We start from the raw sequence: 18,168 nt of genomic DNA, 5'->3' as shown, positions 1-18,168 counted from the left end.
CACGCAACCCCCAGGGAGGTTCGCCGTGGGCGTTATCGTCGAGTTCAGCTTCGCGAACTTCATCGCGATCTACCCTCAGTTCGCAACGCTCAGCCAGCCGCAGGTTTTGCAGGGCGCGCTCCCGGTTGCGACGCTCTACTGCCGCAATGACGGCGGCGGCCCCGTCACCAAGACCGAGACGCAGACCACGCTCCTCAACCTCATGGTCGCCCACATCTGCCAGCTCATGTACGGCGCCAACGGTCAGGCGCCGGCCGGGATCGTGGGACGCGTCTCGAATGCTGCCGAGGGCAGCGTGTCGGTGCAGGCCGACTTCCCCGTTACGCCTAACAACGCCTGGTTCATGCAAACCGCGTTCGGCGCGGCCTATTGGCAGGCCACTGCCGCCTACCGGACCATGCGCTACATGCCCGGACCGCGACGCGCCTACAACCCCTGGCCTAAACGCTAGCGGGTTGCGTGGGTGTGTCGGTTGGGAGCTGTTCATTCATCAACGTGGATATCGCCGTGATGATCTGCGGCATGAAGAACGGTTTGGTGATCATGATGCTGTTCGGAACGCCTTCGGCGCCCCACTGGCTGGCGCTATCGCCGCTGACATAAACAACCGGGATCGTGGAATTAACCTGACGTACATGGCGAGCGACCTCCCAACCGGAGGGACCGGGGCCAAGACGTACGTCAGAAACTAGCGCTTTGAATGCGTCCGGCGCTTCGTCAAATGCCGCGATAGCGGCAGATGCGCTGCCAACGCCGACCACCTCGAAGCCCGCTTCCTCCAGCCCTGTTTCAAGATCGAGCAAGATCATTGTCTCGTCTTCAACGACCAGAACAGCGCCGTTGCTCATGTGAGGCGTCCCCGAGGTCACCGCTAACCCGCAACGAGTGCTTTAGTTCCAGCGATATAAGTGAAAGGACCATTCTCATGGACATTCTTGCTCAGTTGTTGCGCGAGTTCCGCGTCTTCCGCAAGCATGCGGAAGATCGCATCCAGACCCTTGAGCGCAGCCTGCGCCTCGCTTCCCCGGCACCGCTTGTGGATGCGCCGGAGACGCCCGCCACCTCCACGGCGGCCGCAGATGGTGCGGCAGGGGCGACCGGCGCGACGGGCGCGACTGGCGCGACCGAGACAATCGGTGCCACTGGTGCCACTGGCGCCACCGGCGCGGCCGTCGACAGCGGAGCGACCGGCGCCGCGGCCGACGTCGCCGCAACTGGTGCCACCGGAGCTACCGGCCCCGCCGATTCCGCGGTTGACGCGAAGGCCAAGGCAAAGGCGAAAACCGCCGATCAGCCCGGCGACCAGAGCGCACCCAGCGCGTAAAGCGATGGTGAAGCTCTCCGGCGGCGACAAGCTCGCCGCGAAGCTGGCCGAGATCGCGAAGAACCTCCAGAATGCCGTTTCGGTCGACGTCGGCTTCCTGGAGGGCGCGACCTATCCCGACGGCACTTCCGTCCCGCTGGTTGCGGCGCTGAATGAATTTGGCACCCGCGACACGCCACCCCGCCCGTGCTTCCGGGGCATGATCGACGACAAGAGCCCCGAATGGCCCGACGCCGTGGGCAATCTCCTGGTCGCGAACGGCTACGACGCCGAAAAGACGCTGGGCCAGACGGGCGAGGCCATCAAGGGCCAGTTGCAGGCGGCGATCACCGCCTATGACGGCCCGCCGCTGCAGCCCGCCACCATCGCCCGCAAGGGCAACGACAAGCAGCTCGTCGACACCGGCCACATGCTGGCGTCGGTCGACTATGCCGTCAAGAAATCCTGAACCCGGAGACCACTACGATGAGGGCCATCCTTTTCTCGAGCAACCTCGGCGACATTCCTGCCGACCTGGCATTCAAGAACAATTTCTCGGCCGTGACCGATCCGGCCGCCACCGACGACTCGAGCGAGGGTTATCAGGTCGGCTCGGCCTGGGTGAACACCGCGACCGACACTGCCTTTGTCTGCGTCGACGCGACCCCTGGCGCTGCCATCTGGACCGCCACGGCGCAGGTCGGCAGCACGCAGGGCGATCCGGCGGCGCACACCGTCTCCGGCACGCTCACGCCCGCCGATTTGCTCGCCCGCATCATCACCATCGACCAGGGTGGCGGCGCGGCCTCCCTGCAGCAGCTCCCGACCGGTGCCGCCCTCCAAGCGGCGCTGCCGGCCGACTTCCCGTTCAACGACTCCTTCGATGTCTCGGTGATCAACACCTCCATCGTCGATGCCGAGGATGCGACCATCACCACCAACGACGGCATGACGCTGATCGGGTCGATGGACTTCCCGGCGCACAGCAGCCCCACGATCCCGTCGAGCGGCATCTTGCGTTTCCGCAACACGGGCGCCGGCACCTTCACGGTCTACCGCGTCGGCTGATCGACCATGAACCTGCACGGGATCGTCTCGGCGGCGATCGGGACGGTGAACCCGTTCGTGACCGCCAGGCTGAAACGGTCCAGCGGCTACACCACGGCGGCCGACGGCACGCGCACCCCGAGCTTTGTCGACGTGCCCAGCGTCTCTCTGCAGGCGCAGTCGCTTACCTACAACGATCTGCAGCTGCTCGACGGGCTCAACATTCAGGGCGTGCGCCGCGCCGTCTACCTCAACGGTTCGGCCCTCGGCGTGGTGCGAGAGCTGCAAGTCGGCGGCGATCTCTTTGTCTTCCCCGCCGGCACTTTCCCGGAAGGCGACACCTGGCTCGTAGCACTCGTGCTCGAGTCGTGGCCCGACTGGTGCAAGTGCGCCGTGACCCTGCAAATGGATGGAGCCTGATATGGCGAACGGAACCTTCATGGTGCCATGCCCCGCCGGCCAGTGGACTAAGGTCGCCGACGGGGCCAACTATTCATCAGCTCTGTTGCAGGTGACAAGCATAGGCGGCGTGCTGGCAGCGATCGCCGACAGCCAGCCTGCGGAGGGTGCCTCGAACGGCGTCCTGCTCTCCCAGAGCTTCGTTCCGTTCCCGCTCGCCGCCGGCGACCAGGTCTGGTGCCAGCCGGTCGGTGCCGGCGAGGCCACGGTGCGCGGGATCGGCACCAGCGTCTGATGAGCGGCCCGGTCCCCAGCCAGTCTGGCATCCAGACGGTCCTGCGCGGCTTTCTGCTGCAATACCTGCCCGCCGGCGTCGAAGTGATCTCGGCGCAAGACAACCGCGTCCCGGAGCCGGCTGGCGATTTCGTCACCATGACGGTGAGCCGCCGCGGTCGCCTCTCGACCAACGTCGACACCTATCAGGACTGCGCCTTTGAGGCCTCCATCGCCGATGCGGTGATGACGGTCACTCAGGTCTCCTTCGGCGCGCTCCTGGTAGGGGCGAGCGTCTTCGGAACGCCGGTGACAGCAGGCACGGTGATCAGCGAGCAGACCGGCGGTATGCCGAGCGGCGTCGGAACCTATACCATCACGCCGGCGCAGACCGTGCCAGCGCAGATCCTGTCGAGCGGTGCCGAGACCATCGTGCAACCCACCGACGTCGTCATCCAGCTTGACGTGCACAGCGCGTCCGATGGCAGCGCGTCCGACATGGCGCAGACGATCGCCACCCTGATCCGCGATGAGCGGGCGACTCGGTATTTCGCGGATGCCGGTATGGATGGCGCGCCGCTCTATGCTGACGATCCCAAGCAGGTCCCGTTCTTCAACGGCGAGCAGCAATACGAGACCCGCTACGTCGTCGACGTGCACCTGCAGGCCAACCAGGCAATTGGCCTGCCACAGCAATTCGCCGACCAAGCCGTGATCGACGTCGCCAACGTCGAAACGACTTTCCCGGCCTGACCCTCAAACAGAAAGGACCTGGTCCATGACGACCATCCCGGCCTCGCAGCTTGTGAACGTCGTTCCGAACGTTCTCAACGCGGGCGGCAACGCGCTCGTGATGAACGGCCTCGTGCTGACCCAAAACACCCGCGTCCCGATTGGGCAGGTGCTCTCGTTTCCGAACGACGGTGTGTCGGTGTCGAACTTCTTCGGCCCGTCCTCGGAAGAGGCCGAGATCGCGGCGGTCTATTTCAACGGCTTCAACAACTCGACTCAGAAGCCTGCTACGATCCTGTTCGCGCAGTATGCGTCCGCGTCGGTCCCGGCCTATCTGCAAGGCGGCAAGGCCGACCAGCTCTCGCTGGCGCAGCTCCAGGCTTTGAGCGGCACGCTCAGCGTCAACGTCGACGGATATGTGCGCACCGCGAACGCGATCGATCTGTCGAGCGCAAACAGCTTCTCGGCCGCCGCGGCGCTGATCCAGACCGACCTGAACTCCGCTCCTCCGCAATCGGCCACCTTGACGGGCACCATCGCCCCTGCAACGGCAGCCGTGACCGCTTCCATCGCCGGCAATGTCATGTATGTGACCGGCGTGACGTCGGGCGTTCTGGTCGCAGGGGCGGCGCTCTCCGGCGCTGGCGTGTCGGCCGGCACGCAGATCACCGACCAGCTGTCGGGAACGCCCGGCGGCATCGGCGAATATGCCGTGTCGATCGAGCAGGTGGTCGCCAGCACCGCCGTCTCGGCAACCTATGGCACCCTCACGGTCACTGCGCTCGCAAGCGGCACCTTGGCGGTCGGCCAGACGCTTGCCGGTGCAGGGGTGACGGCTGGCACGCGCATCGTGCAGCTTGGCAGCGGCGAGGGCCTCACCGGCACATACTTCGTCGACGAGACCCAGACGGTGGCGAGCGGCGCTATCACGGCGTCGGCCACGCCGCTGGACGTCACCTATGACTCCGTCTCCGGCGGCTTCGTCATCACCTCGGCCGTTGTCGGTGCGGCGTCGTCCGCCGCCTTCGCCACCGGCTCGGTCGCGGCTGGCCTCTTCCTGACCCAGGCGACCGGCGCGACGCTCTCTCAGGGCGCCGATGGAACGACGCCAGCCGCCTTTATGGCTGCGATCACCCAGCTCACCCAGAATTGGGCGACGTTCATGACGATCTTCGACCCCGATGGCGGCTCGGGCAGTGCGCAGAAGCAGGCCTTTGCCGAATGGGTCAACAACACCAACAAGCGCTATGCCTACATCGCCTGGGACACGGACATCACGCCCACCGAAGGCAACGATGCGACGTCGAGCTTCGGCAACATCATCTCGAGCGCCAATCTCGACGGCACCTGCGCCATCTACCATCCCGCCGGCGGCATCACGACGCCCGCGCAGATCGCGGCCTTCATCTGCGGCGCGGCGGCCTCGATCGACTTCCAGCAGACCAACGGCCGCATCACCTTCGCATTCCGGGGGCAGGATGGCCTGGTGGCAGGCGTCACCACCGCGACTGTGGCGAGCAACCTCATCGCCAACGGCTATAACTTCTACGGCGCCTACGCGACGGCCGCGCAGCAGTTCCTGGAGTTCCAGAACGGCACGGTGTCGGGCGAGTTCGAATGGCTGGACAGCTACATCAACCAGATTTGGCTGAACAACCAGCTCCAGCTCTCCCTCATGGAGCTGCTCCAGAACATCAACTCGGTTCCGTATAACGCGGCCGGCTATGAGCTGATCAAGGCGGCCTGCCTCGACCCGATCAACCAGGCGCTGAATTTCGGCGCGATCCGCGCCGGCGTGACGCTATCGGCGCTCCAGATCGCGCAGATCAACTCGGCCGCCGGCGTGAAGGCGAGCGACACCCTCCAGCTGCAAGGCTGGTACCTCCAGGTCAAGGACGCCACTCCGCAGGTGCGCCAGGCCCGCCAGAGCCCGCCGATCAACTTCTGGTACATGGACGGCGAGTCCGTCCAGCAGATCGAGCTGACCTCGACCCTCGTCCAGTAAGCGGCAACCACCCCACCCGTCAGGAGCCAGACCATGTCGACCCTAACCGCCGCGAACGCGGTCATCACCCTTGCCGTGCCGAACCTCTTTTCGACGCCGGTTCAACTGCAGGGCTTCGCCACCGACAATATCTACGACATGGACAGTGTCGACCAGGTGGAGACCGCCATGGGCGTCGACGGCATCCTGTCGGGTGGCTTCGTCTACAACCCGATCAACCAGACGTTCGTGTTGCAGGCCGATTCCCCGTCGATCGCCTTCTTCGAAACATGGGCGGCGACGCAGGTGCAGGCCAAGGACGTCTACACAGCCAACGGCTCGACGACGCTGCCGTCGCTCGGCCGCTCCTACATCTCCACCAAGGGCTTCCTGGTGAGCCTGCCGCCGATGCCGGCGGCGGCCAAGATCCTGCAGCCCCGCCGTTTCGCGATCCGCTGGCAGAGCGTTCAAAGCGTCCCGAACTGAGGTAATCCATGCGTAAAGAGATCGACGTCACCATCGCCGACGACGGCCGTGACCAGGGCAAGACTTTTCACATCCGCGAAATGCCGGCGACGCGCGCTGAGAAATGGGCGATGCGCGCGCTGCTCGCCGTGACGCGCTCCGGCGTTGAGCTCCCCGACGACTTCGCCGGCATGGGCATGCAGGGCATCGCCATCGTCGGCATCCGAGCGATCACCAAGATCGCTTTCGAGGATGCCGAGCCGCTGCTCGACGAGATGATGGAATGCGTCACCATCAAGCCCGATCCCCGCAATCCCGCCATTCAGCGCCCGCTGATCGAGGGCGACGTCGAGGAGATCGCGACGCTGATCCAGCTGCGGCAGGAGGTGATCAACCTTCACGTCGGTTTTTTTACAGCCGGCGGCCAGTCGAAATCGATCTCGACACAGTCGCCGGTGTCCATCTCCTCGAATACGGCAACGTCACCCGAGCCATCGGTCAGGTTCTCTCAAAGGGCAAAACCTCGCTCCGCGAGCTAGACGAGTGGCTGTCGATCGAGGACGTCCACGACCTTCTCGAGGTGGCGATGGTCGATGCCCACAACCTGATGCTGCTGAGGAAAAGGGACGAGAATGCCAACGGTCATTGATAGCCTGATCGTCACGCTCGGTCTCGATCCCAAGGACTTCACCGATCAGCAGAAGAAGACGTCCGAGAGCTGGCTCAAGACCGTCAACGCCTTCCGCAAGGGCGGCAAGAATGTCGAGGAGAGTTCGAAGAAGGCGGCCGAGACCGTCAACCTGATCACGCGTCGCGTGCTCGAACTTTTCGCCGTCATCACGGGCAGCCAGGCGCTCAGCGAGTTTGTGCGCAAGCTCACCAATGCAGACGCCTCGCTTGGCCGCTTCGCCTCGAGTCTCGGTGAATCGCCCCAGCGCATCGCGGCCTGGGAGAATGCGGCCGAGCGCTTCGGCGGCTCGGCCGACGCCACTGCGTCGACCTTGGAGCGCGTCAACAAGCAGCTCTACAACCTCAACAAGAACGGCGAGGCGCTGCCGCGCGAATTCTCGCAGTTGCAGGCCTGGACCGGCATGCGGATCGACCCCAACCATGGGCTCGATCGCTACCTTTCCGATGTCGCAGCGGCTCTGCAGAGGTTGCACCAGATCGACGCCGGCGCGGCGCACAATGTCGCGCAGGCGCTGGGCATCGACCCGGCGACCGAACAGCTCATGTACAAGATGGGCGCGGGCATCGACGTCTATCTCGACAAGCTCCAGAAGAGCCTGTCGCCCAGCAACGATGCCATCGAATCCGCGCAGAAACTGCAAGCGAGCTGGGCCGAGCTCCTCCAGCACATCATCGCGCTCGCCAACGCCATCTATGACAAGCTCGGCCCGGTCCTGGTCGATGCGGCGGCAAAGATGTCAGCATGGATCGACAAGAACCAGGCCTGGATCCAGACCGGCGTCGTCGACGCGGTGAAGAAATTCGTCGACTGGCTCGAAAAGATCGACTGGAACGCCGTCCAGACCGGCATGCAGAATTTCGCGTCGGGCGCGAAAGAGGTGGTCGACGGGGTCGGCGGCATCGTCCATGTCACCGAGATCCTGTTCGGCCTGTGGCTCGGCGCGAAGTTTCTGCGCGTTCTTGCCAATATGCGCATGCTCGCTGCGGGAGATGCCGGCGGTGTCGCGGCAGGCGGTGCCCGCGCGGGCCTGGGGTTTCTCGGCACGATTTCAACGGGCGTTGGAATGCTTCTTGCCGGTGCAGCCGCAATCAAATGGGGTGGGTCCCACCTGCGCGCCGATCCCCATGTCGGCGACCACGGCACCATCGGCAATTGGGTCATGGCGCACATGCGCAAGCCGCCGGGAAGCCATCCCGGTAAGGATGCCGACGACAAGATCGCGGTCGACGGCAAGCCGATCTCGAGGAGCAATCCGGTTCCGGTCACGATGGCCGAGCAAAGCAACTCTGGCGGCGGCTTCTGGAGCAACCTCCTCAGTGGCATCGGCGCTGCGTTCGGCGGCGGCAGCGCATCGTCCAAGGCCGGCGGCCTTGTCGGCGGCATGGTGGGCGGCACCGGTCCTACTGGCCCCCAGCACGCCTCTGGTGGCACCCGGGGCTGGTGGACGCCCGAACGGCAATCGCAGGCTTACCAGACCCTCACGGGCGGCGGCCTATCAGATGCCGGCGCGCGCGGCCTCATCTCGCGCTGGATGAATGTCGAGGCGGCCGGCGGTCCCTCGACCGTCAACGGCATCGGTTCGTCTGGTGTGGCGCAATGGCTGGGCTCGCGAAAGGCGCGCCTCATGGCCTTCGCGAAGGCGCGCGGCAAAGACTGGAACGATGCCGACACGCAGTATCAGTTCGTCCTGTCGGAGCTGAACGGCCCCGAGAGCCGGGCCGGCAGCATGTTGCGCAATGCCAAGACCGATGCGCAGGGCGCTACCGGTGCATCGATGTTCGAGCGCGCCGAGGGCTACAATGCCTGGAGCGGCATGGACGCCTATACCGGCCGGACCTACCGGGGCATGAAGGGGATCAACACCGGCGCCGCATCGGCGGCGCTGTCGAACATCTCGAGCACGCACACGGCCACGACGTCGAACAGCTCGGTGGAGGCCCACATCGGCAAGGTCGAAGTTCACAGCCAGGCCACCGATGCCAACGGCGTTGCGGCCGACATCAACGACGCGCTCAGCCGCCGTCTGTTCACCGCGCAGGCAAATAGTGGATTGGCGTGATGGCCGGCATTCTTGAACTTCTGACGCAGGACGCCTTCGGATTGCTGTCGAGCGCCTTCGGCCTGCAGCCATGGGGCATCTACTTCGGCGGAGTGCCGGTGATCATCGCCGACAACATCGTGGAGGTGCAGTATCGCCAGCAATGGTCGATCTCTGACTTCCCGGTCGAACAGGGGGCCTTCCAGAGCTACGACAAGGTCCAGATACCCTATGATGCTCGGCTGCGCTTCACCGCCGGCGGATCGGCCGCAAACCGCGCCGCGATGCTGGCGTCGATCGCGGCCGTCGCCGGCGACACCAACCTCTATGACGTGGTGACGCCGGAGGCTGTCTACCTCTCCTGCAACATCACCCACTACGACTACAGCCGGCGCTCGAATGAGGGGATGGGGCTTCTCTCGGTCGATATCTGGCTGATCGAAGTGCGGCAGGCCGTCAGCGCCGCCATGTCGAACACCCAGGATCCGAGCGGCGCTTCTCAGGTCAACGGCGGCACTGTGCAGACCGCGCCGGCGAGCAGCGCGCAGCTCGAGCAATTCAAGACATCGTCTGGCCTGCCAGCCGGGGGCTTCTGATGGTCATCATTCCTCTGCAGGCGGTGCCGAACCAGGCGGTTGGCGTGACGCTGGACGGGCAGGTCTCGCAGATCAGCCTCTATCAGAAGAACACGGGCCTGTTTATCGACCTCTATGTCGACAACGTGCTCGTGATCGGCGGCGTGATCTGCCAGAACCTCAACCGGATCGTCCGGTCGCTTTACCTTGGCTTCTCCGGCGATCTGCTCTTCATCGACAACCAGGGCGACACCGACCCGTACTATACCGGGCTCGGCACGCGCTACAGCCTCGCCTATGTGTCGGCGAGCGAGCTCCCGGCGGGCGTCGGCTGATCACTTGCAGCGCTTGAACCGGTCGCCGGCAAAGCAGGTGTGCAGTACTTTCAGCTGCGCCGCTACCGCCTCGCGCTGATCGCACGCCTTGATGGTGTCGGGATCATCGCCCGAGCCGCCGCGGCACTGCTCATTCAGGTCGAGATAAGTCTTTTCGAGCGCGGCCTTGTTCGGCTTCCCCAGCGCCGGCGCGACGGTGAAAATCAGAAGGGCGGCGCTCGCGGCGGAAAGGACTTTCGGCATGGGCGTGACTTTCTTCATGTGAGGCGGTGATCGAGATGGCGTTTAGCCAGAAGCGAATTTCCGTCGAGTTCGAGCTGGCAAACGGTCAGTTTGAAGGCGGCGGCAACACCGCGGAGGTATTCGGGCTGCGCGTCGCCTGCAACATCGTCAACGCCGGGCAAGGCTCGGGGCAAGCGGAAATTTCGATCTGGGGCCTGCCGCTGGCTCTGATGAACCAGCTATCCACCGTCGGTTCACAGTATCTCCAGATGTACAAGAACGGCATTTCGGTGCTCGCTGGAGATGACGAGACCGGCCAGAACGTCGTGTGGACCGGCACCATCGTTTACGCCTATGTCGACGCGCAGGCGATGCCAGACGTGTGCTTCCGGATCAGCTCGCTCCCGGGCGTCTTCCATGCCGCGCAGCCGATCCCGCCGCTGAGCATCAAGGGCTCCGGCGACGCCTCGCAGATGATGAAATCTCTCGCGGGGCAGATGGGCCTGGCGTTCGAAGACGCCGGCGTCAAGGTCAAGTTCGCCAACCCCTACTATCCGGGCACGGCGTGGACGCAGATGCTGGCGATCGCGCGCGACGGCGGCTTCGACGTCGGCATCGATCGCGGCACGATGGTCATCACGCCGCCCGGCAAAGCGCGAAACAGTGACACGGTGCTGATTTCGAAAGACACCGGCATGGTCGGCTACCCGTTCTTCCAGCAGGCCTTCGTGCTGGTCCGCGCGCTCTACAATCCGGCGGTGAAGTATCAGGGCAAGGTGCAGATCCAGAGCGACCTGACGCCGGCCAACGGCACATGGAAGGTCAACCGCCTCGAGTATCAGTTGGAGGCAATGATGCCCCACGGAAAGTGGTTCATGCTCCTCGAATGCATCGCCGTTGATGCCTCGGCGCCGGCATGAGCGGCCAAGGCTATTTCGGTCAGCAGACCACATCTGACGACACCGCCGAGATCAACCGGCTGCGCTTCCTCATTCGCCAGGAGCTGGCGCAGGCGCGCACGGGCATCCCCGTCAAGGTCGTCGCGGTGCATGGTGGCGGCGTCGGCGCGCCGCCCACGGTGGATGTGATGCCGCTGATCAATCAGACGGACGGGCAAGGCAACCAGACGCCCCACGGCGTCATCTACGGCATCGCCACGATGCGCAACCAGGGCGGCACCAACGGCATCATCAACGATCCGAAGGTCGGCGACATCGGCCACATGACGATCTCGGACCGCGACATCTCGGCGCTGAAAGCCAACGGCGGAGCGCAGTCAAACCCGGGCAGCTTCCGGCGCGGCAACATGTCGGACGGCATCTATCAGGGGGCCATCGCCAATCCGGCCAACCAGGACCAGGCCGTCCAGTTCACCGAGGGCGGCATCAAGCTCTTCGACAAGAACGGGCAGATCATCGAGTTCGCCGCCGGCTCCATCACCATCACCACCGCGCAGTTGCTCGTGACGGGCGACGTCATTGCGGGATCGGGCGGCGCGAACATCAGCCTCCTCAACCACCTCCACACCAACGTCCAGCCAGGTGGCGGGACGTCGGGCCCCCCGGAGCCGGGAACCTGATGAAAACGCTTCTTCTTGACGCCGACACCTGGGACCTGGTGGCCGATGCGTCCGGCAACATCGCTGTTGCCGACGAGCCCTATGCGCTGGCGCAGGACGCGGCGAGCGCGATCAGGCTGTTCGCGGGCGAGCTCTACTACGACACCACTCAGGGCATTCCCTACTTCGACCAGATCCTGGGCAAGGCGCCGCCGGTCTCGCTCATGAAGGCTTACTTCAATCGCGCGGCGCTGACAGTGCCCGGCGTCGTCTCGGCGCAGACCTTCATCCAGTCCTGGACCGATCGGGCTGTCACCGGCCAAGTGCAGGTGACGGACGAGGCGGGCAACATCACCGCAGCGGGCTTCTAGCACATGGCCGACATCACCAACGTTCCCCCGCCGCAGTGGACGGACACGGGCTTCCTGATCCCGTCGGCCGCGGAAGTGCTCGCCGGCGTGACCGAGGACATCAACGAAGCATTCGGCGGCGTCCTCAACCCCGCGCTGAACACGCCGCAGGGGCAGTTCGCCAGCAGCGAAACGGCAGTAATCGATGAGGTCAACTCGACGTTCCTGTATTTCACCAACCAGGTTGATCCCGCCTATGCGACCGGCCGGATGCAGGATGCGATCGCGCGAATCTACTTCATCGAGCGAAACCCGGCCCAGCCGACGGTCGTGCAGGCGCTCTGCAGTGGCTTGCCGGGCGTCGCCATCCCGACGGGCTCGCTGGCCCTTGCCGAAGATGGCAACCAGTATCTGTGCACCGAGGATGGCGTCATCGGCGTCGACGGCACTGTAACCCTGCCGTTCGAGTGCCTGGTGGTCGGGCCGATCCCATGCCCTGCCGGAAGCCTCGACCAGATTTACCGAGCGATCCCCGGCTGGGATTCGATCACGAACCCTGATGACGGCGTGCTGGGAAACAATGTCGAGAGCCGGTCGGCTTTCGAGGCGCGCCGTGCTGCCTCCGTCGCGTTGAATTCGCAGGGCTCGCTTCCCTCGGTCCTGGGCGCGGTGCTGGCGGTGCCGAACGTCATCGATGCGTTCGTAACAGAGAACGCCAGCAATGACGTCCAGACCATCGGCGGCGTCTCGATCTATCCGAACTCGCTCTATGTCGCGGTGGTCGGCGGCGACGCTGACGATGTCGCGCAAGCGATCTGGTCGCGCAAAGCGCCCGGCTGCGCATACAACGGCAATACGACGGTCACGGTCTACGATCAGAGCCCCGGCTATGTCCCGCCGTACCCTGCCTATCGGGTGAGCTTCGAGATCCCCGATCCGTTGGCGATCCTGTTCGCGGTCAACATCGTCAACACGCATCTCGTCCCCGCCGATGCCGCGACGCAAGTCCAGAATGCCATCGTCAGCGCCTTTTCTGGGGGCGATGGTGGCCCGCGCGCGAAGATCGGTACCACGCTATTTGCGAGCCGCTTCTACGCGCCCGTGGCCGCCCTTGGCTCGTGGGCGCAGATCATCTCTATCGAGGTAGGCTCGAACAACAACCCCAGCGCCGTCTTCACGGGCCAGATCGCCGGAACGGTACTGACGGTCTCCGCCGTTGCGTCGGGGGCGCTGGCGGTCGGGCAGATCATTTCCGACACCACCGGCGCGCTGACCGTCGGCACCACCATCACCGCGCTCGGCACCGGCTCGGGCGGCACCGGTACCTATGTCGTCTCGAACAACAAGAACGTGTCAATCGAGACCATGACGGCCGCGATCCCCAATCGCTTCGACATCGCCGTCGACATCGACCAGGTGCCGACGATCTCCCCCAACGACATCTTCGTCACCCTGACCTGATCGATCATGGAAGACACAGGACCTCCCTATCCCAGGCCACCGGCCGGGATACCGAACGGCTTTGGCCAATTCGCCATTGGCATCAGCCCGATCGGCGATTTCCCGCCTTTCGACGTTTGGCGCACCGTCATCAGCCAGTATGCGAATGCGCCCACGCTGACGCAGCTGATTGAGAACATCTTCTCGTATCTCGACCAGACGGCCAACTTCGATGCGTTCTTCGACTACATCTGGAACGTCGACACGGCGCAGGGCTACGGGCTCGACGTCTGGGGCCGCATCGTCGGCGTCAGCCGGGTTTTGCAGGTCACGACCGGGGACTGGTTCGGCTTCGATGAGGCTAAGCCGGGTGCCGATCCGTTCGGGCAAGGCGCGTTCTATTCCGGCGCTCCGCTCACCTCGAATTTCGCGCTGTCGGACGAGGCATACCGCCGGCTCATCTTCGCCAAGGCTGCAGCCAACATCACCAACGGCTCGATTCCGGCGATCAACCAGATCCTGCTCAGCCTCTTCCCCAACAGGGGCAACGCCTACGTTACCGAGGGCGGCAATTACGGGACATGGTTCGGCTTCGAGGAATCGTTGAACTCCGTCGGCTTCAACCAGGCATCGTTCTACGCTGGTTCGTCGATCGAGACGATGACGATGACCTACACCTTCGCCTTCCAGCTGACCCCTGTCGAACTCGCGATCGTCCAGAACTCCGGCGTCTTGCCGAAGCCAACCGGCGTCAAGGCGTCGGTCGTCATCATCTAAGGATCCCTCCATGAAGCTTTCCGCCTTGCCTGCCAAGTTCCCCGTCGCTTGGGGAGCTTCGGCGAGCCCGAGCTACATCCGCTCCATCCCGCTCGGCTCGCAGATCGGGATTGTGAATGGCGCGGCCTCCCTGACCGACGGCTTTCCGCCGCTCAACTTCCTGCCGGTCGGGTCGGGGGGCGTGCCGCCGTTCGGCCAGGACATGAACGGCATTCTGCAGCAGATCACGCAATGGTCGCAGTGGCAGAATGCAGGCGGTCTGGTCCCCTACGATCCGGCCTTCTCGGCAGCGATCGGCGGGTATCCCAAGAGCGCGTTGCTGGCCGGCGCGGCGACCGGCGTCGTTTGGCTGAGCACGGCCGACGACAATACGTCCGACCCTGATACGAGCGGCGCGAATTGGGTCAACATCGGAGCCGCATCCGCGCCCATCATGGTCGGTACCGATGCGGGCTCGGCCAATGTCTGCACCGCCACGGTCCTGCCGGCGCCGGGCGCTTATGTCGACGGCCAGATCTTCGTCGTCCAGAAGGCCGCGTTCGACAACAACGGCGCCATGACGGGCAACATTGACGGGCTCGGTACACATCCTATCGTCAACATGGACGGGACCGCGCTGACGGCAAAGCAATGGCCAGCGAGCGCCACGGGCATCCTCGAGTTCAACAACGCGACGACGTCGTTCCGTCTGCTCAACCCGGCTGTGACAGTAGCCGCCAACGCGGGCCTTGCCGCGACCGATCAGCAGGTCCTTTCGCTGAGCATCACGACTCTGCCGGCACCCACCGGCGCACTTTCCTTGAACGACAGCCTTCCGCTGCACGTGGTGGCGGACGGTGCGGACCGCGAGGTCACCCTTTCGGCGCTCGCCGCTATTCTCCCCGGCGCGATGAAGGCCATGCGCGTCATTACGGCGAGCGGAACCTACACTCCCACGGTCGGTGCCAAGAGCATGCTCGTATTTGCCACGGGCGCAGGCGGCGCAGGCGGCGGCAATGCCACGACAAACGGCTTCACCGGCGGCGGCGGAAGCGCGGGCGGAACGGCGGTCTATTTCGGCCCGGTCTCGCAGCAGACCGTCACCATCGGTGCCGGCGGCGTCCCCAATCCATCATCCGGTTCCGATCTCATCGGCGGTTCCGGAGGAACCACCTCTTTCGGCGCTCTTGCCGTCGCTACCGGCGGCATTGGCGGTTCTTCCAGCGGCACCAACTCATTTGGAGCGGGCGGCCAAGGGGTGGGAACCGGAACCGCCGGAACCCTCTTGGTCCACGGCGGTGGCGGCTCGCCTGGTTCAGGCCATGAAGGCGGTTGCGGGGGCACCTCGTTCTGGGGCGGCGGCGGCTACGGCGGCGCAACTCCTTCGACCGGCGTCCAGGTGCCCGGCGGTCCGGGCTCTCTCGGCGGCGGCGGCGGTGGTGGCGACGGCGGCGGCGCCGGCGGGGCCGGCGGCAACGGTGTGGTCGTCATCTTCGAATTCGACTGATCGCGGCATCGTCGCCCTCGCGTAAGCCAACCACTCACACACATTCGGATTGGGACAAATGAATCCCTTCAGCTACGGCAATGTCCTGACCGCTGGCCAGTGGAGTTATCTGTTCTCGCAGAAGCAGGACGCGCTCGGCTATACCCCGGTGAACCGGGGCGGCGACACGATGCAAGGGCCGCTCAACACCCAGGCCTCTACGTCCGACGGCGCTGGATTCAGCATCCCTCCTGGCGCTGCTCCGGGAGTACCGGTCGACGGCCAGATCTGGATGACCATCTTTGGGCTCTTCTTCCAGATCGGCGGGCAAACGATCGGACCGATCGCCAACGGCACCATCGTCGGGCCGTCGAACTCCGTGGTGGGCGACATTCCCGTTTTCTCGGCGACCGGCGGCACTGCCCTTGCCGACAGCGGGATATCGCTCGCTTCGCAGCTCCCCAACCTTATCCTGGCTACTCCGGCCTTCGGAAGCGGAGTGCCCGCATTCCGAGCGCTGATCGGGGCTGATCTACCCACGCCGCAGCCCGTGGCCCTTGGTGGCGTAAAATCTGCGGCCGCTCCTCCCCATCAGTTCGGGACGGGTGTCGATACCAGCGGCAACCCGACGTTTGCGCAGCCTGCAATCAGCGACGTCTCGGGCCTTGCCGCGAACATGCTGGCCTTTCTTGCCGGCGGCACGAGCGCCCAGCTCGCCGCGGCGATGGTCGACGAGACCGGTAGCGGTCCGCTTGTCTTCGCCACAAACCCGACCGTTGCCCTTGGCTCGGCCTCGACCGCCGTCACCCAGACGCCCGGCGACAATTCGACCAAGCTGGCAACGACGGCCTATGTGCAGGCAGCGATCTTCGCCACCACGACGCTGCCGGCGACCAGGCTGGCCACGACCACGGCGCTTCCGGCGGTCACCTATGCCAACGGAGCATCCGGCGTCGGTGCCACGCTCACCGCCTCTGCCAACGGTGCTTTGACGGTCGATGGCGTCGCCGCGAACCTCAACGACGTGATCCTGGTCAAGAACCAGGCCTCGTCGTTCCAGAACGGCATCTACACGGTGACGGCGACCGGTAGCGCGGGCGCGCCTTTCGTCCTGACGCGTGCGTCCTACTACAATCTCTCCGCCGACATCGATCTTGGCGACCAGACGTTCGTGACGGGTGGAGCGACGCAGGGCGCCACGACCTGGACGCAGAATGCCAAGGAAAACCCGGTCATTGGCACCGACCCGATCACGTTCGCACAGACGGCGGGCGTCGGTTCATACACGGCCGGCAACGGCCTGACCCTGGCGGGGACGCAGTTCGCAATCGACACGACGATCGTCACTGACCTGTCCTCGGCGCAGTCGCTCTCCAACAAGACGCTGGTGAGCCCGGCACTCAGCGGCGTGCCCACCGCGCCGACTGCAGCGGCAGGCACGAATAGCGCGCAGATCGCCAGCACGGCATTTGCGGCGGCCGCTGCGGCGACCGCAGCTGCCGGCACGCTCGTCAACGTCCAGGTAAAGACTGCCTCGGGCACCTATACGCCGACCGCAGGCGCAAGCCGTGCAATCGTCTTCGTGACGGGCGGCGGCGCTGGCGGCACGACGGGCACCGGCAGCGGCAGTGAAAGCGGCGGTGGCGCTGGCGCCACGGCCATCTTCTTCATGAACGGTGTCTCGGCACAGACCGTTACAATTGGTTCGGGCGGCGCTGCCGGCGCCGCAGGTGGATCATCCGCATTCGGCACTGTCACTGCGAACGGTGGCTCTGCCGCAGCCTCTCAGAGCCTCGGTGGCCGGGGCGGCACGGCAGCCAACGGCACACTCAACCTCGGCGGCGGCGACGGCGGCTCCGGCACCAATGCGACCGGCAACTCTCAAGGCGGCGAGGGCGGCGCAAGTTTTTGGGGCGGCGGCGGCGCGGGCGGCCAGACCGCTAACAGCCACAATGCCGGCGCGGCCGCGCAGGCATACGGCGCTGGCGGCGGCGGCGGTTCGTACAGCGCTGGCGCTGGCGGCGCTGGCGCGCCCGGCGTCGTTCTCATACTCGAGTTCAAATAAGGATCGCATTTCATGCAACTGGCAGTCATCCAAGGCACCGATGTCGTCAACATCATTGAGGGCGACCCGACCTTCACACTCGACGGGTTCACGATCGTCCCGCTCGCGGAGCCGGGGTATATCGGCGGCATCTATAGCAATGGCGTGTTCAGCGCTCCCCCGGCACCGCCTGCCGTTGTGCCGGAAAGCGTGTCGGCTCGGCAATTCCACCTCCAGCTAAGCGTTGCCGGTTTGCGCGCCCAGGTCATCGCCTGGATCGGAACGCAGCCTGTCGAGATGCAAGACGCCTTCGAATACAGTGGAAGCTTCGTGCGCAGCGAGCCGATGATGGAATCCGGCTTCGCCGCGCTCGGCTACACGTCGGCCCAGATCGACGCCTTCTTCACGGCCGCCGCGCTGCTCTGACGGCGGGCACGCACGCCGGCGTCGACTCGAGTCCTCGTTCTCAT

The 18,168-nt window shown here is 65.0% G+C and carries 23 protein-coding genes; 21 read left to right on the top strand and 2 right to left on the bottom strand.

Going from position 1 to position 18,168, the window contains the following annotated elements; all coding sequences use genetic code 11:
- Positions 1-25: 25 nt before the first annotated feature.
- The gene (locus P9254_RS25215; protein WP_278055470.1) at positions 26-451 is read left to right on the top strand and encodes a DUF4054 domain-containing protein; all 426 of its coding nucleotides are present in this window, start codon (positions 26-28) and stop codon (positions 449-451) included.
- Here the strand turns inward: P9254_RS25215 and P9254_RS25210 are convergent.
- Positions 441-848: a response regulator transcription factor gene (locus tag P9254_RS25210; RefSeq protein ID WP_278055468.1), complete on the bottom strand. Its 408-nt coding sequence runs from the start codon at positions 846-848 to the stop codon at positions 441-443. The genes P9254_RS25215 and P9254_RS25210 overlap by 11 nt on opposite strands.
- A gap of 77 nt (positions 849-925) precedes the next feature.
- Between P9254_RS25210 and P9254_RS25205 the strand changes: the two genes are divergently transcribed.
- The 12 genes from P9254_RS25205 to P9254_RS25150 all read left to right on the top strand — a co-directional run bounded on the left by P9254_RS25205 (position 926) and on the right by P9254_RS25150 (position 9,842).
- Positions 926-1,324: a hypothetical protein gene (locus P9254_RS25205; protein WP_095825887.1), complete on the top strand. Its 399-nt coding sequence runs from the start codon at positions 926-928 to the stop codon at positions 1,322-1,324.
- A gap of 4 nt (positions 1,325-1,328) precedes the next feature.
- Complete coding sequence (locus P9254_RS25200; protein ID WP_278055467.1) at positions 1,329-1,772, top strand: hypothetical protein; 444 nt, start codon at positions 1,329-1,331, stop codon at positions 1,770-1,772.
- 17 nt (positions 1,773-1,789) lie between these two features.
- Entirely contained in the window at positions 1,790-2,371 is a 582-nt protein-coding gene (locus P9254_RS25195) for a hypothetical protein (RefSeq protein ID WP_095825889.1), read from the top strand.
- A 6-nt stretch (positions 2,372-2,377) separates the two neighbouring features.
- Positions 2,378-2,770 (top strand): hypothetical protein, encoded by a 393-nt coding sequence (locus P9254_RS25190; RefSeq protein WP_095825890.1) that lies wholly within the window; start codon positions 2,378-2,380, stop codon positions 2,768-2,770.
- A gap of 1 nt (position 2,771) precedes the next feature.
- Positions 2,772-3,044 (top strand): hypothetical protein, encoded by a 273-nt coding sequence (locus tag P9254_RS25185; protein ID WP_095825891.1) that lies wholly within the window; start codon positions 2,772-2,774, stop codon positions 3,042-3,044.
- The gene (locus tag P9254_RS25180; RefSeq protein WP_095825892.1) at positions 3,044-3,775 is read left to right on the top strand and encodes a phage neck terminator protein; all 732 of its coding nucleotides are present in this window, start codon (positions 3,044-3,046) and stop codon (positions 3,773-3,775) included. The genes P9254_RS25185 and P9254_RS25180 overlap by 1 nt, the downstream gene beginning before the upstream one ends.
- A 25-nt stretch (positions 3,776-3,800) precedes the next feature.
- Complete coding sequence (locus tag P9254_RS25175; RefSeq protein WP_095825893.1) at positions 3,801-5,759, top strand: DUF3383 family protein; 1,959 nt, start codon at positions 3,801-3,803, stop codon at positions 5,757-5,759.
- 33 nt (positions 5,760-5,792) lie between these two features.
- Positions 5,793-6,224 carry a phage tail fiber protein gene (locus P9254_RS25170; RefSeq protein WP_095825894.1) on the top strand — a complete coding sequence of 144 codons (432 nt, stop codon included), beginning with the start codon at positions 5,793-5,795 and terminating at the stop codon, positions 6,222-6,224.
- A gap of 8 nt (positions 6,225-6,232) precedes the next feature.
- Complete coding sequence (locus tag P9254_RS25165; protein ID WP_210235279.1) at positions 6,233-6,742, top strand: hypothetical protein; 510 nt, start codon at positions 6,233-6,235, stop codon at positions 6,740-6,742.
- A gap of 93 nt (positions 6,743-6,835) precedes the next feature.
- The gene (locus P9254_RS25160; RefSeq protein ID WP_278055462.1) at positions 6,836-8,953 is read left to right on the top strand and encodes a phage tail tip lysozyme; all 2,118 of its coding nucleotides are present in this window, start codon (positions 6,836-6,838) and stop codon (positions 8,951-8,953) included.
- Positions 8,953-9,528 carry a phage baseplate protein gene (locus tag P9254_RS25155; RefSeq protein WP_095783052.1) on the top strand — a complete coding sequence of 192 codons (576 nt, stop codon included), beginning with the start codon at positions 8,953-8,955 and terminating at the stop codon, positions 9,526-9,528. The genes P9254_RS25160 and P9254_RS25155 overlap by 1 nt, the downstream gene beginning before the upstream one ends.
- Positions 9,528-9,842, top strand: coding sequence for a phage baseplate plug family protein (locus P9254_RS25150; protein ID WP_127239336.1), 315 nt, complete (start codon positions 9,528-9,530; stop codon positions 9,840-9,842). Before P9254_RS25155 ends, P9254_RS25150 begins: the two co-directional genes overlap by 1 nt.
- Here the strand turns inward: P9254_RS25150 and P9254_RS25145 are convergent, their stop codons facing one another.
- Complete coding sequence (locus P9254_RS25145; RefSeq protein WP_127323421.1) at positions 9,843-10,085, bottom strand: hypothetical protein; 243 nt, start codon at positions 10,083-10,085, stop codon at positions 9,843-9,845.
- 35 nt (positions 10,086-10,120) lie between these two features.
- On the opposite strand from P9254_RS25145, the gene P9254_RS25140 reads away from it, so the two are divergent.
- From P9254_RS25140 to P9254_RS25105, 8 genes are all read left to right on the top strand, one after another.
- Positions 10,121-10,984: a baseplate hub protein gene (locus tag P9254_RS25140; RefSeq protein WP_127323422.1), complete on the top strand. Its 864-nt coding sequence runs from the start codon at positions 10,121-10,123 to the stop codon at positions 10,982-10,984.
- The gene (locus P9254_RS25135; protein WP_095825901.1) at positions 10,981-11,643 is read left to right on the top strand and encodes a hypothetical protein; all 663 of its coding nucleotides are present in this window, start codon (positions 10,981-10,983) and stop codon (positions 11,641-11,643) included. The genes P9254_RS25140 and P9254_RS25135 overlap by 4 nt, the downstream gene beginning before the upstream one ends.
- On the top strand, positions 11,643-11,993 hold the full coding sequence (locus P9254_RS25130; protein WP_095825902.1) for a hypothetical protein: 351 nt from the start codon (positions 11,643-11,645) through the stop codon (positions 11,991-11,993). The genes P9254_RS25135 and P9254_RS25130 overlap by 1 nt, the downstream gene beginning before the upstream one ends.
- A 3-nt stretch (positions 11,994-11,996) precedes the next feature.
- Positions 11,997-13,433 carry a baseplate J/gp47 family protein gene (locus P9254_RS25125; protein WP_127847686.1) on the top strand — a complete coding sequence of 479 codons (1,437 nt, stop codon included), beginning with the start codon at positions 11,997-11,999 and terminating at the stop codon, positions 13,431-13,433.
- Positions 13,434-13,439: 6 nt separating this feature from the next.
- Positions 13,440-14,189 carry a DUF2612 domain-containing protein gene (locus P9254_RS25120; protein WP_095825904.1) on the top strand — a complete coding sequence of 250 codons (750 nt, stop codon included), beginning with the start codon at positions 13,440-13,442 and terminating at the stop codon, positions 14,187-14,189.
- Between the two features lie 112 nt (positions 14,190-14,301).
- Positions 14,302-15,675 (top strand): glycine-rich domain-containing protein, encoded by a 1,374-nt coding sequence (locus tag P9254_RS25115; protein WP_278103907.1) that lies wholly within the window; start codon positions 14,302-14,304, stop codon positions 15,673-15,675.
- Positions 15,676-15,733: 58 nt separating this feature from the next.
- Positions 15,734-17,719, top strand: coding sequence for a hypothetical protein (locus P9254_RS25110; RefSeq protein WP_095825906.1), 1,986 nt, complete (start codon positions 15,734-15,736; stop codon positions 17,717-17,719).
- 12 nt (positions 17,720-17,731) lie between these two features.
- Positions 17,732-18,124, top strand: a complete 393-nt coding sequence (locus tag P9254_RS25105) for a hypothetical protein (protein ID WP_245322459.1) — start codon at positions 17,732-17,734, stop codon at positions 18,122-18,124.
- Positions 18,125-18,168: the final 44 nt, after the last annotated feature.

The sequence above is a fragment of the Mesorhizobium sp. WSM4983 genome (genome assembly GCF_029625765.1).
Classification (GTDB): Bacteria; Pseudomonadota; Alphaproteobacteria; order Rhizobiales; family Rhizobiaceae; genus Mesorhizobium.
The sequence above is the reverse complement of the archived record's forward strand: the minus strand, read 5'-3'. Positions and strand labels throughout refer to the sequence as shown.

Bases quoted from the DNA above. Each gene is read 5' to 3' on its own strand.
- P9254_RS25210 (WP_278055468.1), bottom strand. From the start codon at position 848: ATGAGCAACGGCGCTGTTCTGGTCGTTGAAGACGAGACAATGATCTTG.
- P9254_RS25205 (WP_095825887.1), top strand. From the start codon at position 926: ATGGACATTCTTGCTCAGTTGTTGCGCGAGTTCCGCGTCTTCCGCAAG.
- P9254_RS25200 (WP_278055467.1), top strand. From the start codon at position 1,329: ATGGTGAAGCTCTCCGGCGGCGACAAGCTCGCCGCGAAGCTGGCCGAG.
- P9254_RS25195 (WP_095825889.1), top strand. From the start codon at position 1,790: ATGAGGGCCATCCTTTTCTCGAGCAACCTCGGCGACATTCCTGCCGAC.
- P9254_RS25190 (WP_095825890.1), top strand. From the start codon at position 2,378: ATGAACCTGCACGGGATCGTCTCGGCGGCGATCGGGACGGTGAACCCG.
- P9254_RS25185 (WP_095825891.1), top strand. From the start codon at position 2,772: ATGGCGAACGGAACCTTCATGGTGCCATGCCCCGCCGGCCAGTGGACT.
- P9254_RS25180 (WP_095825892.1), top strand. From the start codon at position 3,044: ATGAGCGGCCCGGTCCCCAGCCAGTCTGGCATCCAGACGGTCCTGCGC.
- P9254_RS25175 (WP_095825893.1), top strand. From the start codon at position 3,801: ATGACGACCATCCCGGCCTCGCAGCTTGTGAACGTCGTTCCGAACGTT.
- P9254_RS25170 (WP_095825894.1), top strand. From the start codon at position 5,793: ATGTCGACCCTAACCGCCGCGAACGCGGTCATCACCCTTGCCGTGCCG.
- P9254_RS25165 (WP_210235279.1), top strand. From the start codon at position 6,233: ATGCGTAAAGAGATCGACGTCACCATCGCCGACGACGGCCGTGACCAG.
- P9254_RS25160 (WP_278055462.1), top strand. From the start codon at position 6,836: ATGCCAACGGTCATTGATAGCCTGATCGTCACGCTCGGTCTCGATCCC.
- P9254_RS25155 (WP_095783052.1), top strand. From the start codon at position 8,953: ATGGCCGGCATTCTTGAACTTCTGACGCAGGACGCCTTCGGATTGCTG.
- P9254_RS25150 (WP_127239336.1), top strand. From the start codon at position 9,528: ATGGTCATCATTCCTCTGCAGGCGGTGCCGAACCAGGCGGTTGGCGTG.
- P9254_RS25145 (WP_127323421.1), bottom strand. From the start codon at position 10,085: ATGCCGAAAGTCCTTTCCGCCGCGAGCGCCGCCCTTCTGATTTTCACC.
- P9254_RS25140 (WP_127323422.1), top strand. From the start codon at position 10,121: ATGGCGTTTAGCCAGAAGCGAATTTCCGTCGAGTTCGAGCTGGCAAAC.
- P9254_RS25135 (WP_095825901.1), top strand. From the start codon at position 10,981: ATGAGCGGCCAAGGCTATTTCGGTCAGCAGACCACATCTGACGACACC.
- P9254_RS25130 (WP_095825902.1), top strand. From the start codon at position 11,643: ATGAAAACGCTTCTTCTTGACGCCGACACCTGGGACCTGGTGGCCGAT.
- P9254_RS25125 (WP_127847686.1), top strand. From the start codon at position 11,997: ATGGCCGACATCACCAACGTTCCCCCGCCGCAGTGGACGGACACGGGC.
- P9254_RS25120 (WP_095825904.1), top strand. From the start codon at position 13,440: ATGGAAGACACAGGACCTCCCTATCCCAGGCCACCGGCCGGGATACCG.
- P9254_RS25110 (WP_095825906.1), top strand. From the start codon at position 15,734: ATGAATCCCTTCAGCTACGGCAATGTCCTGACCGCTGGCCAGTGGAGT.
- P9254_RS25105 (WP_245322459.1), top strand. From the start codon at position 17,732: ATGCAACTGGCAGTCATCCAAGGCACCGATGTCGTCAACATCATTGAG.